This is a genomic window from Luteibaculum oceani (assembly GCF_007995015.1).
In the GTDB taxonomy this organism is placed as follows: Bacteria; Bacteroidota; Bacteroidia; order Flavobacteriales_D; family Luteibaculaceae; genus Luteibaculum; species Luteibaculum oceani.
Genome location: NZ_VORB01000001.1, coordinates 326755 through 346484, shown reverse-complemented (window position 1 = coordinate 346484; position 19730 = coordinate 326755). Strand labels below are relative to the sequence as shown.

Sequence of the window (19730 nt, the reverse complement as noted above, 5' to 3'; positions counted from 1 at the left end):
CTTTCTAATGAGTTTTTCCAATGTTGATATAAAAATGTTTTGGCTCCAACCCAGATTTTATTGCTACAAAATCCTCTAATAATCTTGATGGATATACCGTGCTAAGTTCCCAGAAAGCATTGGATCCATCTTCCGCTAAAAGCTTGTTCGGCGCCCAAATTTCGGATTGAATATCCTTATTTAAATATTGTAAACGAGGCTCTTCTGATAACAAACAATCAAAAGTTTTACAAGAGCCATGATAAATCCATTTTTGTGAATTATTGAGTGCTGTAAAAGCTTGTTCGGCACTTATAGGCGAGCTTGCAGTTCCTGATAAACTATCTAGCGTAAGGGTTAACCCTGTTTTTCTAAAAACCTTATTTAAATAACTATCAGTATTCGGACAATACCAAATACCCTGATATGCATTTCCAGAAAAAATATAAGTTTTTTGGTCTGGAGAGGGGTCTGATATACGCTTATAATCTTCTTCCTCTTTTTTGAAAATTTGTAGTGCTTTATTCTCTTTGCCAGTGAGATATCCAAAGGCGATTAGCCATTCAGCCTTACCAAGAGGGTGTTCCTCTTTCCACTCCCAAACGCGCGTGGGGGAAATATTTAATTTCTTTGATTTTTCCGCCCATCCAGGTAAATCGTCAAAACCTGAAATGGTAACAATGGAAACACCACTTTCCAGAATTTTCTCTGCTCCTATCGAGCTTATTTGTCCGAGTTCTATTATATCTCCGTGCTTACAACTGTTTTTTAGAGCCCTACTGGCGTGAAATCGGCAAAAATCAACGGCTCTTATATTTTCAATTGCATCCAGAACATCTATAAAGGCGGTATGCGTCGCACTCAGACATGCAAAATTGTGGATGCTATTTACTTTTACCGTGTCAATATCCCTTTTGTTATTAGGGTTAATGCTTAGAAGTAGTGTATCGCTACCCCTTGTAATCACCCTGAAAAAATTGGCATATTTTGGATTAAATAGCTCGCCTACTTGGGTATTATCGGGCTGTTTTGGAGCACAAGCAATAACAAAAGTGCAAATCCCTAGAAAAAGAAATTTTTGTAACGATTTAAGATCCATTCGCATCGTTTATTTACCTCAAATTTGGGTAACTCAATAATTTTAAAGCCCAGTTCCTCGTAGGTTTTTCTTAGCAGGGTTTCCATTTTTTTGGCTTCCTGTTTACTTTCCTTTCGCTCTGGGTCCGAAGCGTAAATTTCATCCCAAAAAGGACAAAAAATTACTTCAGGGTGTAAATCTAAAGCTTCAAGGGAATTTATGTATGGCTGAACCTGGTTACTTCCCGAGTTTTTTAGGTACGCGATTACGTCTGGGATGCAGCGGTCGGTAAAACAGACTTCATTTTGAGCATTCTGATTTAGGATATAATTCTTGACTTTTTCACTAAACAGATCATTATTCTTCCAGGGCAGGGCTTGGCTGTCTGGGTTTTTCATCTCTTGTTGAATAATGATTCGTGCGGCTTCCGGCAGAACTGGGTATCCAAGTGAACTAAGTCTGGATATTATGCTAGTTTTCCCAGAGCCCGGAGGCCCGGTAATTATGATTCTAAGCATATCATAACCAAGGTGTTAAATGATGTATATCAAATTATGGGGTTTTCCCCCGCAAGATGTGAATAATATGTTGTTTAAAATGTAGATTTACTGTTGATAGAAAATATCTTAGTTCCTCATCGTAATACAATGGCAAAAATATTAGTTGCAGAAGACGAAAGAATGATGCTTAAAAGTTTGTCTTTTAAGTTATCAAAAGAAGGTCATGAAGTAGACACCGCCGAAAATGGTCGGGATGCATGGGAGTTAATCCAGCGAAATAAGTACGATTTAGTTTTGGCAGACATCATTATGCCATTCGTTACTGGAATGGAGTTGTTGGAAAGAATAAAAAACAACCCCAGCACAAAGGATATTCCCGTAATAATGCTTACCGCATTGGGGCAGGAAGACACTGTTCTTCAAGCATTTGAAATTGGAGCGGACGACTTCATGACAAAACCATTTAGTCCCAACGAATTGTTGGTTAGGATTAGAAAAATAGCGCAATAACAAATATGTCGAGTTGGCTAGAATTTTACTTTTTCAACTCGCACTATCCTACCCGGATAGCGGCATGGATGGGGTCTGTTCTTTTATTCACCTCTATTGCGCTTATTATTTTTATTTTCATCAGTAGGAAAACTACACAGCGACGAAACAGTAAAATAGAACGTTTTACAGATAAGTACGAAACGCTGATTACCAATATTCTTTTCGAAGACACTTATGCATCGTACTCCAAGGGCTACGAGAAAATTGTAGAGTCTATATCCAGCAAGGGTTTTGATAAGGTGAAGAGGGAAACCTTGGTGCACGTTATTCTCAAAGCCAAGGAAAACATAATGGGGGAAAGTGATAAGGTATTAACCACGTTTTATCACGAGTTAAACCTCAGAAAATATGCGCTCAGGGACCTTAAAAGAGGGCAGTGGGAGGATAAGGCTTTTGTTCTTCAAGAATTAGGGAAAATGGATGTTAGGGAGTCTCTTCCTACCATTATGAAGTATACCGATCACCCTAATCCAATTCTTAGAGCAGAAGCACAATATGCGGCTATTGACTTAGCAGGAGAAAGAGCACTGGGGTTTCTACAAGACCTTAGGTATCCTTTAAGTCGCTGGCAACAAATTAGAATTACGCAGGAACTTGATAAACTTGAAGCAGCAAACATCCCCCAGTTCTATTATTTGTTGGATGAAAAAAATAAATCTGTAGTTCTTTTTGGGCTGCGTCTAATTGCCCATTTTAATCAGGTAGAGGGAGCAGAAAAGTTATATAAAATGGTAAACCATAACGACGATGACGTCCTTATGGAGTTAGCGAAAACTGCAAAGCATCTTGAAATTGATGGTATAGTTCCCAAATTTCTTCAACAATTTAATTCGTACTCCACTGAAGTTAAAGTTGCAGTGGTAGATGCCATTGGGGAAATCGGAAACCCCTATGATCATATTGACTTTTTATTTAAGCTCCTTGAGGTAAAAGAATACAGGGTTGCTAAAGCGGCTGCTAGAAGTTTGTATTCATTGTCGAATGGAAAAATTACGAGCGAAATGTTACAAAGAGCGGGTAACAGAGCTCTATTTCTAAAGCACGTTATTGATGAGCGGAAACATTAGTGAATTCATAAGGATAATAATATCAACATTCGAAACGGGTATATTTTTCTATGCCGTTTTTGTGATGTTGAGCTACCTAACGGTTTCCATCCTCTCGATCGCAACTATTAGGACCTACTTTAAAAGGAAATCATTTACCGATACAGATTCCCTTTTGAGGTCGAATATTGCTCCAGGAATTTCTGTATTAGCTCCAGCATACAACGAAGGGGAAACTGTAGTTGAAAATGTTCGAAGCTTATTAGCCTTAAAATATCCAAACTTCAACGTAATAGTTATTAACGACGGCAGTACCGACGACACACTTCAAAAATGTATTGAGGCATTTGATTTACAAGCCGATTATTTTGCTGTAAGGCAAACGGTAAAAACCCAAAAGGTTAAAGCGGTTTACCGATCAAGAAATAGAAGTTTTAACCGACTTATTGTGGTTGATAAAGTGAATGGAGGTAAGGCCGATGCATTAAATGTTGGGCTTAACATTTCAGAAATGCCCTATGTTACCTGCATCGATGTGGATTGTATCTTAACAGAAGATGCGTTATTAAAACTTACCAAACCATTTGTCGATGAAACCGACAAAAAAGTAATTGCTTCTGGAGGTGTGGTAAGGGTAGCAAATGGCTGTGAAATACAAGATGGAAAAATATTAGGGGTTAGGGCTCCTAAAAAGATGATTGCGCGATACCAAGCCATGGAATACCTTAGAACCTTTCTCCTAGGTAGAGTAGGTTGGACCTACTTCGATGGGATGATGCTAATTTCCGGGGCAATTGGGATTTTTGATCGTGAATTAGCTCTAAAGGTAAAGGGTTATGATGAGCGTACAGTAGGCGAGGATATGGAAATCGTTATCCGGATGCGTAAATATATGATGCGTAAAAAACTGGCCTACAAAGTAAGCTTTGTTCCAGATCCACTTTGCTGGACAGAGGTGCCAGAATCGTGGAAATCTTTGGCTAAACAAAGAAATAGATGGACCAGAGGTACCATTGAAACGTTGCGAATGCACAAGGACATTCTATTCAATCCCCGATATAAAAGAATGGGACTTTTATCCTACCCTTACTGGGTAATTTTCGAGTGGTTAGCACCACTTTTCGAAATTTTTGGAATTGTAATTACCTTTTACTTAGCATTGTTTGGAGTATTGAATATACCTTATTTCTTGGCCATGATATTTTTGGTGTATTCCTTTAGTGTAACCTATTCAATGATTGCACTTTTAATAGAGGAGTTAACCTTTTATCAATACCATAGATTAAGGGACATATTAAAATTGTTTGCTGCGGCGTTAACGGAACCTTTCGTATTTCACCCCTACATTTTGTACTGCGCCCTCCGTGGAAATTACGATTTCTTGGTTGGTAAAAAAACCTGGGAGAAGTTCGAAAGAAAAGGGTTTACCGCAGAAGCAAGACAAGTGAACGCCCCGGAATATGGCAACCAAAAAAGAGTCCAAACTAGATAATAACTTTTCTGATTTAGAGTCAGTTGCTTCCCTCATCGATGATATTGTTAAGAGGGGTAAAATTAATACTGCCGATAAAGAAAAGCTTGCCGCTGCTGCTCAGTACTTAAAGGAAAAAGACGGTAAGAGTTCAAATTCTGATGCTGGCTCCTCCATTGGAATGTTTTCTTGGTGGGTTGGAACAGAAAAAGTAGATTGGAATGAAGCTCTTTTCAACATTTTCGGACTTCCTAAAAACGAAAAAATCACGCCTCAGAAATATTTTGAATTCGTTCATCCCGATGATGTTGAAACCATGAATAAAGTGGTGAACAAGGCGGTTCAGGAAAAGGGATCTTATAGAATAAGACATAGAATAGTAAAGGGAGACGGTAGTATTGGTTGGTTGGATTACCAAGGTAAAATAACCCTTGATGCAAAAAACAACGAAGTTCTTCATGGCATAGTCCGTGAATCGGATACCACCATAACCAGGAAATTAGACTCAGGTAAGGTTTACCAAATTTTGTCCAACCATTCCTCGGAGATTATAGCTTTTACCGATCTCGAAGGAAAAATAGAAGATGTAAACGTTGCGGTATTCGAACAACTAGGATGGTTTCCAACTGATTTGAAAGGAAAGTCAATTTGGACTTTCGTTCATACCGATCAATATCAAAATCTTTTAAGCCTTTGGGAGGAAGCCGTTGAAAAACCTAAATACGAATGGCTTGGAAATGTGCGTTTGAAGGGGAAATCTGGAGTCTACACTTGGTTTTCTGTTAAAGCACTCCCTATTGCCAATGAAAAGGGAGAATTGGACTCCATGCTATTGGTGGCTGAAAACGCCGAAAAGAAAACAGGTTTTGTTCCGGGATATGAAATGGAATCTAGGTTTAGTGGCATCAGTGAGGAAATTTCCGAGTTTGCTATTATTGGATTAGACGCTAATAATAGAATACGACTTTGGAATAAAGGAGCTGAGCGTATTTATAATTTTAAAATTGAGGAGGTTAGTGGACAAGATTTTCTTCGCTTTTTAAAACCTTCTGGAATAGAGAAAACCTCACCCGAAGAAATATTCGAAAATGCCTTTCAGAGTAAAAAGAAGAAAGAATGGTTTGGTTGGATGAAAGTAAAGGATGGTCAAGATTTTTGGGGTCATGTTATAATAAATCCGCAGTTAACCCCAGATAAAGACGACATTCTAGGCTTTACCCTTTTGGTACGAAATCTTTCGGAAAGGAAATTCTCCGATGCAAGGTTTCAATCCTTCCTCGAAATGGGATCGGACTCCACCATTATCATGGACGAAAAAGGAAAAATATTTCTCGTTAACCGGAAAACAGAAGAAACCTTTGGTTATCCTCGAGAAGAGTTATTAGGAAAGTCCATCGACATTCTTGTGCCAGATAGTTATAAAGATGCACATAAACACCATAGAAAAGAGTATTTCAAAGACCCTCAAGCTCGACCTATGGGACAGGGCTCAGAATTATATGCCAAAAGAAAAAATGGTGAAATTTTTCCTGTAGAAATAAGCTTAAGTCCAGTACAAACCGAAAAAGGGTTATTGGTGCTTTCTAGTGTTAGGGATGTTTCTCAACGCCTGGAAAACGAACGGAAATTGCGTAATGCTGCCAGAGAGCTTAATCTATCCTACCAGCGATTACAGGGAATAATAGACTCCTCTCAAGACCTAATTGCAGCCGTTGATATTAACTACAACTTTATAGCATTTAACCGTGCTTTTAAGGCATACTTCGACAAGGAACATGATACTAATATCCAAGCTGGAGATAATATTAAGACCATATTCTCTGAGGCAAAACCAGATAAAAGAGTCCTAGAACCGTACTGGGAAAAGGCTCTAAAAGGACAGGAGTTCAGCTTTGAGTTAAAGGTAAATATTGATGGTACTCGAGAGGGATATCAGAATGTAACCTTCAACTCCATAAGAGACCAGAATAAGAGGTTGCTAGGAGCCGCACACGTAATTAGAGATATCACTGAAGAATTTCGTCAAAAGGAAATTCTTAAACGTAGTGAGGATATGCTCAATGATGCGCAGGCCTTTGCTCAGATTGGTTCTTTTGAATACGACATTAAGCTAGATGAGATTTATTGCTCTGATGCGGTATTCGAACTTCTCGGTATCCCAAAGCAAAAAATAAAAGTCGATGCAGATTTACTGCGACTTGTAAGTGTAAACGATAGAAAAGAACTTACTCAGGCATTTATAACGCTTATTGAGGAAGGAAAACCGTTCCATAAGCTCCTTCATGTAAATAGAATTGATGATGGGCGAGAAATAGTGATAAGCTGTTCCGCTAGATCGAGGATTACCGCCAATGCTAATCCAGGAATTATTGGAGTTATACAGGATGAAACTCTAGATTACAAAATACAGGAAGAATTAAAGCAAGCCAAAGAAAAGGCTGAGGAAACCGCAAAATTGAAGCAGAATTTCGTTGCCAATGTGAGTCACGAAATTAGAACTCCGATGAATGCCATACTTGGGTTTAGCCGCTTTTTAATGGAGGCAAATGTGGATAATGAGCTTAAGGATTATGCTACCAACATATACTCATCGGCTGAGAACCTGTTAGTACTAATTGATGATATTCTGGATTTCTCGAAACTGGAAGCGGGCAAAGTAAAAGTGGAGAATACCGATTTCGATCTGAAGTCTACTATCCAACAAGTTTACAAGCTGTTTAAACTGAAAGCCTCCCAAAAGAATATTGGTCTGGAAGTAGACTGGGATGATAAAGTTTATGCGGCCTACAAAGGTGATCCATATCGCATTAATCAGATGCTAATAAACCTTGTCGGCAACGCCATTAAGTTTACAGAAAAAGGTAAAATCACTATTTCGGTATCTGTGGCAAGGGAAACCAAAACCAAACAAGATATAGAAATTGCAGTTCGAGATACTGGAATAGGCATACCCAAAGAAAAGCTCAATAGTATTTTTCAAAGCTTTAGCCAGGCCGAAGGAGACACTACCAGAAAGTATGGTGGTAGTGGGTTGGGACTGAGTATTGTAAAGAATTTGCTGAACATTTTAAAAGGTGAAATAAGTGTAGATAGTGAAGTAGGTAAAGGATCAGAATTCACCCTGAAATTCCCAATTAAAAAAGGAAATCCGAAGAATTTATCTCTTTCAGAAAAGGTGGATGTTGAACATAAAACTGGACAAGGTTATTCTGTGTTAATCGCCGAGGATAATCTTAATAATCAGATTATAACAGCAAAACTGCTACGCGATGTTGGGTTTGATGTAAAAGTTGCTTCAAACGGAAGTGAGGCTGTAGACCTGTACGATGAATACACATTTGATCTCATTCTGATGGATATCCAAATGCCGATAATGGATGGGTTGGAGGCAATGAAGCAGATAAAGCTTAAGGAGAAAAACAAAAAAAGTACGCCAATAATAGCCTTAACAGCTCACGCGTTGGTTGAGGAAAAAGAAAGGTACTTAAAGGCAGGAATGAATGACTATGTTTCTAAGCCCTTTAAACCGGATGAATTATACCAAGTGGTTTTTAAACAGCTTGGAAATGAATTACCAAGAAAGAAAGGTGATAAATCCCCTCCTGTATACGAAGATAATGGAGCCTCACCCGCTAAAAATGCGGAAAACATGAAGCCAGACAAACCTGTAGACTTAGCCTATCTTCGAGAGATGGTGGGTAACGATCAGGATGTTGTGGATGAAATGATAGATATTTTTAAAGAGGATACGCCAGGATACCTTAAGGCGATATATGAAAACCTTAATACCGAAACTTGGGAACCTATTGCAAAGGCTTGTCATACCCTCAAGTCCTCAATTGGATTTGTTGGGCGATCAGATTTAGTGGAGCTTGCAAAGGGCCTTCAATTACAAAAGGAAAAACCTGCCGATAATGCGCCTATCAGGGATACCTTAAATTACTTCACAGAGGAGATAGAGAAGGTTTTGGAGTACTTAAATGCAAATCCAGAAATAACTAAAGTCCCAGAGTCCGATGTATAAAGGTAATGGGGTGCAGGGCTTTACGATTTTTAAGATCTTTAATTTGATGTCTGCAGCTTGTTCCAGCGGCAATTAACACGCTATCTTGTTTAATCTTGGGAAGTAATTTGTTATTTGCAATCGCTTTTGAGATTTGGTAATTTTTTTTCTGATAGCCGAAAAACCCCGCCATTCCACAACATCCCGAATCTAAGGTCTCCACCTCTTGATATCCCAAAATTTTTAGAATCTCCTGAACCTGGGGTTTTCCAACCAGGGCTTTATGGTGACAGTGTTCATGGATTTGAATAGGTTTTTTGGACTCCAGGTCATTAAATTTCGGAGTTCCGTGATCGGAAAAGTGTTCCAAAAGAAAGGAGTCATAACCTTTAATCTTACCTGCCAATTCTTGGCATAACTTTAAATGATTATCCCCACATAGATCTAACCACTCCTCTTTTAATCCCAAATAAGCGCTGGGTTCTATTCCAATAAGCTCATTAACCTCATACTTTTTTAGCAAGTTTATATTGTTGTGTATAAGCTTTTTTGCATGTTTCAAATCTCCCATGGATATGGCGGAACGAGCACTTTCAAATGGAGGGAGAATACCAACATCGAGCTTTAAAAATTGAGTAATTTTTTGCAGCTCGATTACCAATTTGGGAGATTCAACAGCAGTAAATTCATCCACATATATCCATATACCAGATTTTGATGGTATAAAGGGAATTGCTTCAAATGAAAAGTTTGGCGCCGATCTTTTGCTTGAGATTTGTAACGGGCCTCTTAATAATGGGAAAAGGAGGCTAGCTGGAGCTCTAAGTGCTCTGGCTTTTAAAAGCACACCATAACCTCTTGAAATTGCCCACTGGGCTAGTTTAAATGAATTTTTGGAGTTCTGGTAGGACACTTCTGCCTTTATTTTGGCCATATCCACATTACTGGGGCATTCTCTTTTACAAGCTTTGCAGGAAATACAATATTCTAAGGCCTTCTTTAATTCTGGATTGTTTAAGTCTGGGTTTCCCTTAGCTAGAGTTCGTCTTAAAATATTCGCTCTTCCCCGTGTGCTGTCTTTTTCATCTTTTGTGGCCTGATAGCTCGGACAAAGGGTTCCTGCAATTATTTCACTTTTAACACAGTCTCCAGAACCATTGCAAAGCTCAACTGCCCCTTGCAAGCTTTTAAATTGCCTGAAGTGAAACCCAGTATTTAACTCCGGTTTATGGTAATGGACAGAAAACCGTAGATTTTCAATTGGATGTGGCGTTTCAACAATTTTTCCAGGATTGAAAAGATGTTCTGGATCCCATAATCGCTTAACATCTTGGAAGAGTTTGTAAATCCTTTCGCCATACATGGTTTTTATGAAATACCCCCTAAGTCGGCCATCACCGTGTTCTCCACTTAAAGCACCGCGGTATTTCTTTACCAAAAGGGCAACATCCATTGCGATATCAAAAAATGCCTTTCTGCCCGCATCCGATTTTAAATCCAATACGGGTCTTAAATGAAGTTCTCCACTTCCTGCATGCGCATAATGAACGGCACTTAGATTTCTCTTTTGCAGTGCCACATTAAACTCTTGGATATATGCAGGCAAGTCAATGGGGTCAACAGCAGTATCTTCTACTACCGCAACAGGTTTAGCATCTCCAGGTATATTAGATAGAAGTCCCAGACCTGCTTTACGTAGGTTCCAAACCCTATTCATGTCATCGCCTTGAACGATGGAATGGTCGGCTATTAATCCAAGATGCACCACCTCCTTGGTTAAACCATTTAATTTCTGCTCCAAAATATTCTCCTCCTCTTCACAGAATTCAACCACTAATATGGCTCCGGGATTACCCTTGATGAAAAAACGGTTTTCCTGCTGTCCAATTTGATTCTCTGTACAGCGAATTATGTTGTCATCTATAAGCTCAGAAGCGGTGGGATTGTAGTTAAGAGCTGAAATATTGGTCTTTAGGGCGAAATCGACACTGCTGCACATAAGGCAAAGCAGCGCCTGATGTTTTCCTGGGAGAGGGGAAAGATTAATTTTAGCCTGGGTAATAACACCTAATGTTCCTTCGCTACCTGCAAATAACTTGCATAGGTCTAGTTCCCCGTTTTCTTGTAAAACGCAGTCGAGGGCATAACCATGATTTCTTCTAGAAATATTTGACTTCGGATAGACCGCTTTAATTTCAGCTAAGGTTTGGTCATCTAGAAAGCCCTTTAACTTATTACATAAATTCTCTACAAAAGGATCGGGTTTTATACCTCTTCCAATATGGTGCTCCTTTCCATCGGCACCAATAAATTTTAATTCCAGTAGATGGTTGCGAACGGATCCATAAACAATGGAGCGAGATCCACAGGAATTATTTCCTATCATCCCTCCTATGGTGCAGCGATTAGTTGTTGAAGTTTCTGGGCCAAAATAAAGCCCGTGTTTGTCCAGCTCAAAATTTAATTCATCCCGCACGACACCGGGTTCTACCCAGGCATATTTTTCTTTGGCATTTATTTCTATGACCTTTTTTAGGTATTTAGAACTATCAACAACCAACCCATTTCCAACTACTTGCCCAGCAAGCGATGTTCCGGCTCCTCTTGGAATGATTGGCGTTTTATGCTTTAGCGCTACCCTCACCACCTCTTTAAATGCATCTATGTCTTTTGGTATTGCTACGGCCAAAGGGTCTTCAGAATAAACGGAAGCATCGGTGGCATACAATCCGATAGCCAGCGCGGAGTTATCCCAAATACCATTCCAATCTTTACTTAGTTCGGATCGAATGCTTTTTAAGGCCGGAATTTTTGATGACATAAAATGATTTTGGTCATAAAAACCTGAAAAACAATGCTTTACAAGGGTTTTAGCTGGTTTTTAGTTATCGAAATTTAGGGAATAATAGGTATGATATTTTAGAAAAAGGAAATAACTTCAATGCCCTTTGCGGAAGTAATATGGAAATATCGGTTAGGGAAATCCAGGAGCGAGATAATATCTCGATGGAACAGATTATCAAAAGGAGTCTGGAGGAATATGGAATGGCCATTGAGGGAACGGTATATACCGATCCTGTTATAAGGCAATTATCTAAGAGTTACGGGGGTGGGAGAGCCGCATATTTTGTGGTGGAGATTAAAGGTGAAACTGTTGGAGGAGGAGGGATAGCTCCGCTTTCTGGCGCTGATGAAGACGTATGTGAACTACAAAGAATGTTTGTCTCTGGGCTTCATCGGGGAAAGGGTATAGGATATGGTCTTCTGAAGCATTGTATCGATTTTGCGCAAAAAGCAGGGTACAAGTTTTGTTACCTTGAAAGCTCGGAAAAATTAAGCGATGCCATTCGATTATACGAGCGGTTTGGGTTCAAATATTTGGACGACAAAATGGGTGATACAGGACATTTTTCTTGTAAAACCTATATGGGAATGAAAATCTAAAATCAATAAATATGTTCTCTATGGATTTATCCGTTCTGGCAAATAGCGCCAGAACAGCACACACAGCCCTACCCGTTTTTACTTGCAACAACCATGTTGTAGAGTTGGTTTTAAACCGAAATTTTGAGGAGTCTTGGCAGTGTTTTGTCAATTCACAGGCTTTTTATCTGGTTTTAGATGGTGAGTTAGAGTTTCTGCATGCCAATGGGGCTCGAGTCGGAGTAAAGAAGGGAGAATACATTATTGTAGATAAGGGGAACCCATTTCAGTTAACGGATACAGGCAGATGCAATTATTTAACAATTCATCAAAAAGATGTGTCGGGACCACATCACAAATTCAGTAAAAGTCACTCGGAATTTATAAAAGGAAATTTGTTCAAGGACCTTAAATTTAAACCTTTGGAACTGAACGATCACCAGATTCAATTGCTAACGAACCAGAATAACAACACCGACGAGGCATTTGTAGATTCGGATAGAACAGTGTTTGTTATGGATGGTGAAATGACCATTGCGGATGTGTATGGTGAGCTTACCTTAAAAGCTCAAGAGACCGTAAATATCCCAGCTTACGATTTTCACCGTTTGTTTATTGACGAAAACTCAAGAGGATTTACGTTTCAACAGAAAGATGCAAGGATGGTTTTTCTGAGCAATCAGTAATAAAAAATACAAAAGGGAAGGCCGGATTTATTCGGCCTTTTTTTATGATGCTTTACCAAATAAACTCCCCAGTAAAGGAAGTAAGGACTGATTGATTTTTGTTGGATTTAGTGGTTTATGGAAATAACCCATAACCCTAGAATAGTTGCTGGCTCTTATTTGATCCGCAATATCACTTGAAGAAGTGAGCATAAGGATTAAATAATCTGGAAACCCGATTGGGTGCTCTTTTTCTAACTTGCTTAGCAGATCGAAGCCAGAAAGGTCGGGCATGTTAATATCGAGTAATACCAGCGTGCTTCTTGCATCATCTTGGTTTGATCCTTCTGGGGAGCAAAACCATTGGAAGGCCTCTCTTGGATTATCAAAAATTAATATTGGAGAGGAAAAGCCACAAGCCGCCAACATTTTACGATTCACCAGATTGTCAACCCGATTATCGTCAATAAGAATAATGCGTTTTAGATTCATGATTTTTTCTCAGTAGTAAGGTCTGGAATGGCGAGACAAAATCTTGTTCCACGGTCTCCAGAGTACTCCAAAGATAAATCACCTCCAAGCCGCTTGGCTATTTTTTTTGATAGATATAACCCGAGTCCCGTTGAATGTATTGCTGGGTTCGCTCGGTAAAACATGTTGAATATTTTTTCTTGGTGTTGAGGTAAGATTCCAGGCCCATTGTCCTCCACACAGAACAGGATGTAGTCCTTAATTCTTTTAGATGAAAACTTCACCTCCAGTTTTTTCCCTTCCGTGTACGCGTGGTTTAAAATGTTATCCATTAAGTTTCTTAAAATGGTTTCAAACGCGCCTTTGTCTGTATACAAATCCATTATTTCCAAGTCAAATTTAATCTTGTTAGATAGGTCCGAAAAGTATTCTTCGCACATAATCACAAGCATGGATTTAATGAAAATGGTTTCTACATTAAGGGGGTTGTGTTGGTATTTGGTCACTAAAGCAAGACTGTCAAGAATTTGATAGGCATCGTCAATCATTTCCTCGAACGCCTCTGCAATTTCATTGTCTATTCCAGTTAACTTTAGATTTTCAAGAAGGCCTTCCATAGAGGAGATGGGCCCCCTTAAGTCATGAGAGGCTCGGTAAATTAGTTGCTCCATTTCCGAGTTCAACTCTTTTAGTCTTTCCTCCGACTCCCGTTCTGCGGTTTTATCGCTAATTACCTTAATAATTTGTCTCGAATCGCCATCATAAATTTCCGATAGACTGATTTCCACCCAAACTGAATCTCCAAATTTATTGAGTAATTCTACCTCTCTTCTTCCCTCTGTTCTACTTATAAGTGGAACAAATTCAGGCGGATTTTTTAATAATTGAACCCAGCGGATTTTGTTTAATTCCCCCTCTGAGTATCCTATCATTTTTTGAAATGCGCGGTTGGTGAAAATAATTTGGTTTCTGTCGTCAAGAAGAACCAAGCCCTCACTCATAGCAGTAACCAGCTTCTTGTTCCGCTCAATTTCGGCTTCTAATTTCCGTTGTGTTAATTTTTTTTCTGAGGATAACCGCACTTCGTGCATCACCCGCTCTAGGGCAATAGGAAGTTTCTCCAGACTTTCTTTGCTGATGTAGTCCTTAGCACCAAGCTTTAAGAACTCCACGGCTTTTTCTTCACCGATATAGCCGCTAACAACCACAAAAGGGGCGTCGAAGTTATTTTCCTTTATGAAATTTAATGCATCAATTCCTGTGAATCCTTGCAGGCTGTAGTCCGAAATAATGATGTCAGGTGGATTGAAGGTAACCTGCTCTTTAAATTTTTCAAAACTGTCTACTCTGTTGGGTATTATCTTAAAATGCCCTTTTTCCAAGGCACGCACAATTAGGGTATAATCCTCATCGGAATCTTCTAAAAAAAGTACGATTAATTCATGCTTTTTATCCAACATTAGGGGCTCTATTTATTCCAACCCAATATTCACTTAAATGGGAAATTACCGATTTAAATTGGCTAAAATGGTTGGGCTTTACAACATAACTGTTTACTCCTAGACCGTAACATTCCTCAACATCTGATGATTCGTCGGAAGAGGTTAGCATTACCACTGGTAAGTTTTTAGATATAGGGTTGGTTCTGATTTGCTTTAAAACATCTTTGCCCGAAAGGCCATCCATTTTATAATCAAGAATAACCACCGAGAGTTTAGCAAGATCCTTTTTTAAGCTGAGGTAATTCAAAGCATCGGGACCGTTTGAGAACCATTTGAATTCACCTTGAAAGCCAGATTTTTCAATCGCGCGTTTTATTAGTTCCGCATCTTCGGGCGAATCTTCTACTAACACTACCGTTTTATCAATTATCATAAGAGGGTTTTTGGAAATGCAATTTTAAACTTTGCGCCTTGGTTTGGTTGTGATTCGCCCCAAATGGAAGCTTGATGTTTGTCAAGTATTCTTTTGGTCATGGCAAGCCCCACACCCAAGCCTTTAAAATCATTATCGGAGTGTAATCTATCAAAAACGCTAAATAATTTATCGGACAATTTTGGATCGAATCCTATTCCGTTATCAGAAACGGTAATGGTGTGGTTTTTATCACAAGCTTCATGGGATACTGTTATTACGGGTTTGTCTTCCTTGGAGGAGTATTTTATAGCATTGCCCAAAAGGTTAATAAATACCTGCTCCAGCAGTTTTTCGTTGCCATAAATCGAAGGCAGTTCGGCAATTTCAACTTTTACATTTTCCGAATGAGAATTGTGTTCTAGGCAGGTTTCCCAACTGCTTTTTAAAACCGCATTTAAATTAACGGTTTCGAATTTGGGTTTGAATTTACTTAACCTCGAAAAGGCCAATAAATTTTCAATTAGCTGCCCCATTTTAAAGGCGTTATTTTTAATGACTCCCAGCTTCCTTTTTGCTTCAGGGTCCAGATCTTTTTCAAAATCCTCTAGAATCATTTCAGCAAAACCATTTATTGCTCTGATTGGGGCTCTTAAATCGTGAGATACACTGTAGGTAAACGCCTCGAGTTCTTCTGTTCTCGATTTTACTTTTTTCTCTAGGGTTTTGTTGAGCTCCTCCAAACGAATTTGGTTTTCTACCAGTTCCGTTATTTCGTGTCCAGTGCCTTGCAGTGCAAATAGCTCCCCGTCCTTTAATATTCTTTCGCCCCTACCTTCTAACCACTTTACTTGGTCACCACATAAAATTCTGTGTTTTACCACATAGGGTTCACCCGATTCTATGCATTTTTGTATGGCAGCATTCAACTTTCCTTGGTCATCTGGATGCAAAAGTTTTTGAAAGGCCTCAAGTGAAAGAGGTGTTTTATCGGGTACTTCATATATTTCGTATAATGCCTTAGACCATGTTATTTGGTTCGTTTTAATTTCCCATTTCCAACTACCAATTTTCGCAATACGCTGTGCATTTTCTAACAATTTCTGTTTTTCATGCAATAGATTATTAAGGTTAACTAACTCCTTTTGCTGAGACACCATGTAGGTGATATCCATGGTTGAACCTTGGATTTTATGTAGTTTCCCTTCCTTAAGCCTTACTTCGCCTCTTGATTCTAAATAAATGATTTCACCATTTGGTTTTTTAGCTCTATGGTGAATGGTAAAAGGTTTATGATCTGCCCGGACTTTTTTAACGGTATTTATTAGCAATTCTTGGTCTTCTTGAACTGACCGATTTATAAATTTCCAGAAGTCATCGAATTCAGATTCTGGATAACCGTATATATCCTGCAGTGATTTTGATAAATAAACTTTCCCGCTTGGTTCATCATAAATCCAGCTCCCGACCTTACCAAGACGCTGTGACATTTCAAGGGCCTGGTTACTTTCTTCTAATTGGTTTTTGTAGTAGGTAATCTCTTCTCCAAGGGTATTTAAGCCAAGAGCTATTGCGTCTATTTCGTCGTTTTTTTCTGAAATTGTGGCGGATTTCGAAAAGTCTAGTTTGCTGTATTCTAGCAATACATCCAATATGTTTTCTAACCGCTTTTTACGCTCTGTAAGATGTATACTAGAATGTAGCTTTTCGGTTAACAGTGCGCAAAATGTGGGGGAGAATTCTGGGAAATCTTCCGGACTAAGCGCTCCCACAGAAATAGCAGCCTCTAGCCTTTTCTGAAGTTGGATTAAGGGCCCATTATTTGATTCACCATTTACCATGTTTAAAAGATAGTCATTCTAATTTATAGATAGGGTTTAATCCACTTAAGGGCGGATTCTACGTTGGAGAACATCTTAACTGGATAATCTTGCCTTTTAATCCCGAAAAATAGATTTGCAGCCATCCGGCCAAGAGGAGAATAGTTAACCATGGCCAATGCTTTAATGTATTTAGGCAAAATCTCGGCCATGTAGTCTCTAACTTCCTTTGAGCTTCGAGTTTGAGGGTTTACAATGGTTAGCCAGGCAATTTTTTCATCCCCATGATCTATTGCCCATTGCCGTTCACTTTCCTTGATAAATTCTATAGTAGATTCCGGCACGTTCTTCCAAGGAACGGAAATAAACAACCCATCCGGTGAAAACCACTGTATACCAGAAATATCAGTTTTAATCTTGGCTCCAGGGTGAGGTAGGATTTCTTGAGAGAATAATTCGTTGTAGTCCATTAAATAAAAATAGCCGTATTTACACGGCTATTTAAAATTCTTTGACCAACGAATAAACTTGGGGAATGAGTCGAAGTTATTTGTCGAAGATTAATCGTTTACAATAATTTCTGCTTTGGAAAGTATTTTTAACTCTTCGATTAATGTTTTGTAGCGTTCTATGTCTCTCTTTCTTGCTTGATTGTACTGATCGTCGTCCCCAAAAATCGATGCTTGTTGCTCCGATTCTTTAATTACACGCTCTAAATTCTCAATTTGATTTTGATAAAATTCAAGCTTTTCGTGGATAAGGTCTCTTACGATTTCTTTGTTAGATCGCTTGGGGTTTTCATTGTCTTCATCGGTTAATCCAATGCGCTCTATTTCGGTAATTTCCGCGGTATCAATTATTTCGTGTTTAACCCACTCGTCTAACTGACGTTTGGAATAACCTTCGAAGACTACATCTTCGAAAACCATATTAAACGCTCTTATAGTTGCTTTCCAGGTTTCAGGGCTATCCCCCTTGGGAGGCTGAGGTTTTTGCAATTCGGCCATGTTGACGGTAAGTTTTACAGCCTCAAAAATAGACTTTCATCCCTGTGTTTTCCAACTTACCAAATGGTATTTACAACAATCTCTTGTTAAAATAATTTTGCCTAATTCATGGAAATTAATCCGTGCTCAATTATACTGCTATTTATCCCCTTAATTCCCTTGTTAAGCACGAACACGGTAAGCCCCAAACTGGCAAGTAATTTAGCTCCAGCAGTAGCCCTTGCACCAGTCTCACAATACATAAATACCCTAGTATCTGGATCCAGATTGTTGCTTACAGTTCCAAAAAACTCTTGGGTTATATCAAGATTTTTGGCGCCATGGATATGATGTTTCAGAAACTCCTTGTTAGTCCGTACATCAATTAGAATTTTTTTATCTAAGGCTTTGTACAGAGTAAAAAACTCCTCGCTGTCTAATTCTCTGGTCTGTCCTTTAATATTGCCGAATTCCGATTGCATGACACTTATTTTATTGAATACCCTAAATTTCCGAAAGAGAGGCCTAACGGTTGATTGCGTTTTACGAAGGAGCGAAATCATCCGACGAAGCGCTTGCTTCGTCAGATGGTTTTAAATATCTATATCTCGGCAATAGGGTCTGGATTTCCGTCTGGATCTCCTTGTACATTGCTACTGCTGCTGGGTAATCCATTTTTAATTAATACAATCCCAGCTACATGAGGTGCCGCCATAGAGGTTCCACTCATCGTTCTATATCCTTTGTTTTTATATGTTGAGTACACACTTTGTCCGGGTGCTGCGAAATCTACAGGGGGATTACCATAATTGGAGAATCCTGCCCAATAATCTCCTGACCTAGAGGCTGAAACAGTAATAAGGAAAGGGCCGTTGGCTCTTGCTGGCGAATGTAAGTTGGCATGTCTTCTGCTGTTTCCGGCCGCCATTACATACCAAGTTCCAGTAAGTGATGCAGACTGCACCGCCCAGTCTAATAGGCTATTGGCTCCTCCAGACAAACTCATATTTGCAACATCTCCCGGTAGCGATAATCCTGCGGTGTAGTCTATACCCGCGATTACATCCGATAAAAGTCCCGATCCGTTTCCACCTAAAACTTTTACAGAAACAACTGTGGCTCCGTAAGCCACTCCTACAACTCCAAAGTTGTTGTCAAGGGCGGCAACAGTTCCAGCAACATGGGTCCCATGGCCATGGTTATCATCGCCGCCGTTGCTCAAAAGTGTACCATCGGTAGTTGAAAAAGACTGACTTCTAATTTGGTCCACTGTTAAATCGGGATGGTCCAAATCTACACCTGTGTCTAAAATCCAAACCGTTTTACCCGAGCCATCCGCTTTTCCAGTACGTTGTACTCCCCAGGGTGTGTTTTGTGCTTTTCTTGGTGCAGAACCTCCCTCGTCGATATCATTTAGACTTATGATTTCGTCTTGGCTTATGATTTCAACGGCAGGGTGTTGCAATAATTGGTTTGCTACGTTCTCACTTAGAGCAGCCGAAAAACCAGGGTATACATTGCTGTAATAATGCGATATTTCAGGTTGGCCTATTTCCAACTCCGAAAATATCTTAGACACCGCCTTTTTTACTAAATCCTTGCCCCCAATATTCTCAATAGCATTGATTTTTAAAGTGGATTTATACTGATCTCTTAGCTTAATGACGTATTTACCTTCAACTGAATTTTCCGAGCTAAGTATGTGAGCTTCTGGGCTATGGGTTGTGATGTCTTGAATTAAATCAGCCTTCTGGCATTGATACGAGATTAGTGCAAGGGAGCTAATCCATAAAAGGTGCTTTTTCATAGTTAAAGTGTAAGGTTTGTGGGATTAATCTACGCAATTCGAAAGTGAAATACCCTTCTGAATAAAAATTAAATG

The 19730-nt window shown here is 39.2% G+C and carries 17 protein-coding genes; 6 read left to right on the top strand and 11 right to left on the bottom strand.

Going from position 1 to position 19730, the window contains the following annotated elements; genetic code table 11:
* Positions 1–4 precede the first annotated feature (4 nt).
* Both FRX97_RS01490 and FRX97_RS01485 read right to left on the bottom strand, forming a co-directional pair.
* Positions 5–1078, bottom strand: a complete 1074-nt coding sequence (locus FRX97_RS01490; RefSeq protein ID WP_170226978.1) for an ABC transporter substrate-binding protein — start codon at positions 1076–1078, stop codon at positions 5–7.
* Positions 1042–1575: an AAA family ATPase gene (locus tag FRX97_RS01485; protein ID WP_147012649.1), complete on the bottom strand. Its 534-nt coding sequence runs from the start codon at positions 1573–1575 to the stop codon at positions 1042–1044. The genes FRX97_RS01490 and FRX97_RS01485 overlap by 37 nt, the downstream gene beginning before the upstream one ends.
* A gap of 129 nt (positions 1576–1704) precedes the next feature.
* Between FRX97_RS01485 and FRX97_RS01480 the strand changes: the two genes are divergently transcribed.
* From FRX97_RS01480 to FRX97_RS01465, 4 genes are read left to right on the top strand one after another with little or no spacing between them, the layout of a single operon-like run.
* Positions 1705–2067 carry a response regulator transcription factor gene (locus tag FRX97_RS01480; protein ID WP_147012647.1) on the top strand — a complete coding sequence of 121 codons (363 nt, stop codon included), beginning with the start codon at positions 1705–1707 and terminating at the stop codon, positions 2065–2067.
* Positions 2068–2072: 5 nt separating this feature from the next.
* Positions 2073–3176 (top strand): HEAT repeat domain-containing protein, encoded by a 1104-nt coding sequence (locus tag FRX97_RS01475; RefSeq protein ID WP_147012645.1) that lies wholly within the window; start codon positions 2073–2075, stop codon positions 3174–3176.
* Positions 3160–4647 (top strand): glycosyltransferase family 2 protein, encoded by a 1488-nt coding sequence (locus FRX97_RS01470; protein WP_223266537.1) that lies wholly within the window; start codon positions 3160–3162, stop codon positions 4645–4647. Before FRX97_RS01475 ends, FRX97_RS01470 begins: the two co-directional genes overlap by 17 nt.
* Positions 4616–8650, top strand: a complete 4035-nt coding sequence (locus FRX97_RS01465; RefSeq protein WP_147012643.1) for a PAS domain S-box protein — start codon at positions 4616–4618, stop codon at positions 8648–8650. The genes FRX97_RS01470 and FRX97_RS01465 overlap by 32 nt, the downstream gene beginning before the upstream one ends.
* On the opposite strand, the gene FRX97_RS01460 is transcribed toward FRX97_RS01465, so the two are convergent.
* Positions 8625–11450, bottom strand: coding sequence for an FAD-binding and (Fe-S)-binding domain-containing protein (locus FRX97_RS01460; protein WP_147012641.1), 2826 nt, complete (start codon positions 11448–11450; stop codon positions 8625–8627). The two genes, FRX97_RS01465 and FRX97_RS01460, sit on opposite strands and share 26 nt — an antisense overlap.
* 185 nt (positions 11451–11635) lie before the next feature.
* Here FRX97_RS01460 and FRX97_RS01455 point away from each other — a divergent pair, with 185 nt between their 5' ends.
* Positions 11636–12073: a GNAT family N-acetyltransferase gene (locus tag FRX97_RS01455; protein WP_170226977.1), complete on the top strand. Its 438-nt coding sequence runs from the start codon at positions 11636–11638 to the stop codon at positions 12071–12073.
* A gap of 20 nt (positions 12074–12093) precedes the next feature.
* Complete coding sequence (locus FRX97_RS01450) at positions 12094–12738, top strand: hypothetical protein (protein WP_147012637.1); 645 nt, start codon at positions 12094–12096, stop codon at positions 12736–12738.
* A gap of 42 nt (positions 12739–12780) precedes the next feature.
* Here FRX97_RS01450 and FRX97_RS01445 read toward each other — a convergent pair whose 3' ends face one another.
* From FRX97_RS01445 to FRX97_RS01410, 8 genes are all read right to left on the bottom strand, one after another.
* Positions 12781–13209 carry a response regulator gene (locus tag FRX97_RS01445; protein WP_147012635.1) on the bottom strand — a complete coding sequence of 143 codons (429 nt, stop codon included), beginning with the start codon at positions 13207–13209 and terminating at the stop codon, positions 12781–12783.
* Positions 13206–14648 (bottom strand): hybrid sensor histidine kinase/response regulator, encoded by a 1443-nt coding sequence (locus tag FRX97_RS01440; RefSeq protein WP_147012633.1) that lies wholly within the window; start codon positions 14646–14648, stop codon positions 13206–13208. The genes FRX97_RS01445 and FRX97_RS01440 overlap by 4 nt, the downstream gene beginning before the upstream one ends.
* Complete coding sequence (locus tag FRX97_RS01435) at positions 14638–15063, bottom strand: response regulator (protein WP_147012631.1); 426 nt, start codon at positions 15061–15063, stop codon at positions 14638–14640. The genes FRX97_RS01440 and FRX97_RS01435 overlap by 11 nt, the downstream gene beginning before the upstream one ends.
* The gene (locus FRX97_RS01430) at positions 15060–16883 is read right to left on the bottom strand and encodes a PAS domain-containing sensor histidine kinase (protein ID WP_147012629.1); all 1824 of its coding nucleotides are present in this window, start codon (positions 16881–16883) and stop codon (positions 15060–15062) included. Before FRX97_RS01430 ends, FRX97_RS01435 begins: the two co-directional genes overlap by 4 nt.
* Positions 16884–16906: 23 nt before the next feature.
* A complete protein-coding gene (locus FRX97_RS01425; RefSeq protein WP_147012627.1) occupies positions 16907–17332 on the bottom strand; it encodes a DUF7793 family protein in 426 nt (141 codons plus the stop codon).
* 90 nt (positions 17333–17422) lie between these two features.
* Positions 17423–17869 carry a hypothetical protein gene (locus FRX97_RS01420; protein WP_147012625.1) on the bottom strand — a complete coding sequence of 149 codons (447 nt, stop codon included), beginning with the start codon at positions 17867–17869 and terminating at the stop codon, positions 17423–17425.
* A 101-nt stretch (positions 17870–17970) separates the two neighbouring features.
* On the bottom strand, positions 17971–18330 hold the full coding sequence (locus FRX97_RS01415; protein ID WP_170226976.1) for a rhodanese-like domain-containing protein: 360 nt from the start codon (positions 18328–18330) through the stop codon (positions 17971–17973).
* Positions 18331–18449: 119 nt separating this feature from the next.
* Complete coding sequence (locus FRX97_RS01410; protein WP_147012620.1) at positions 18450–19655, bottom strand: S8 family serine peptidase; 1206 nt, start codon at positions 19653–19655, stop codon at positions 18450–18452.
* Between the last annotated feature and the right edge of the window lie 75 nt (positions 19656–19730).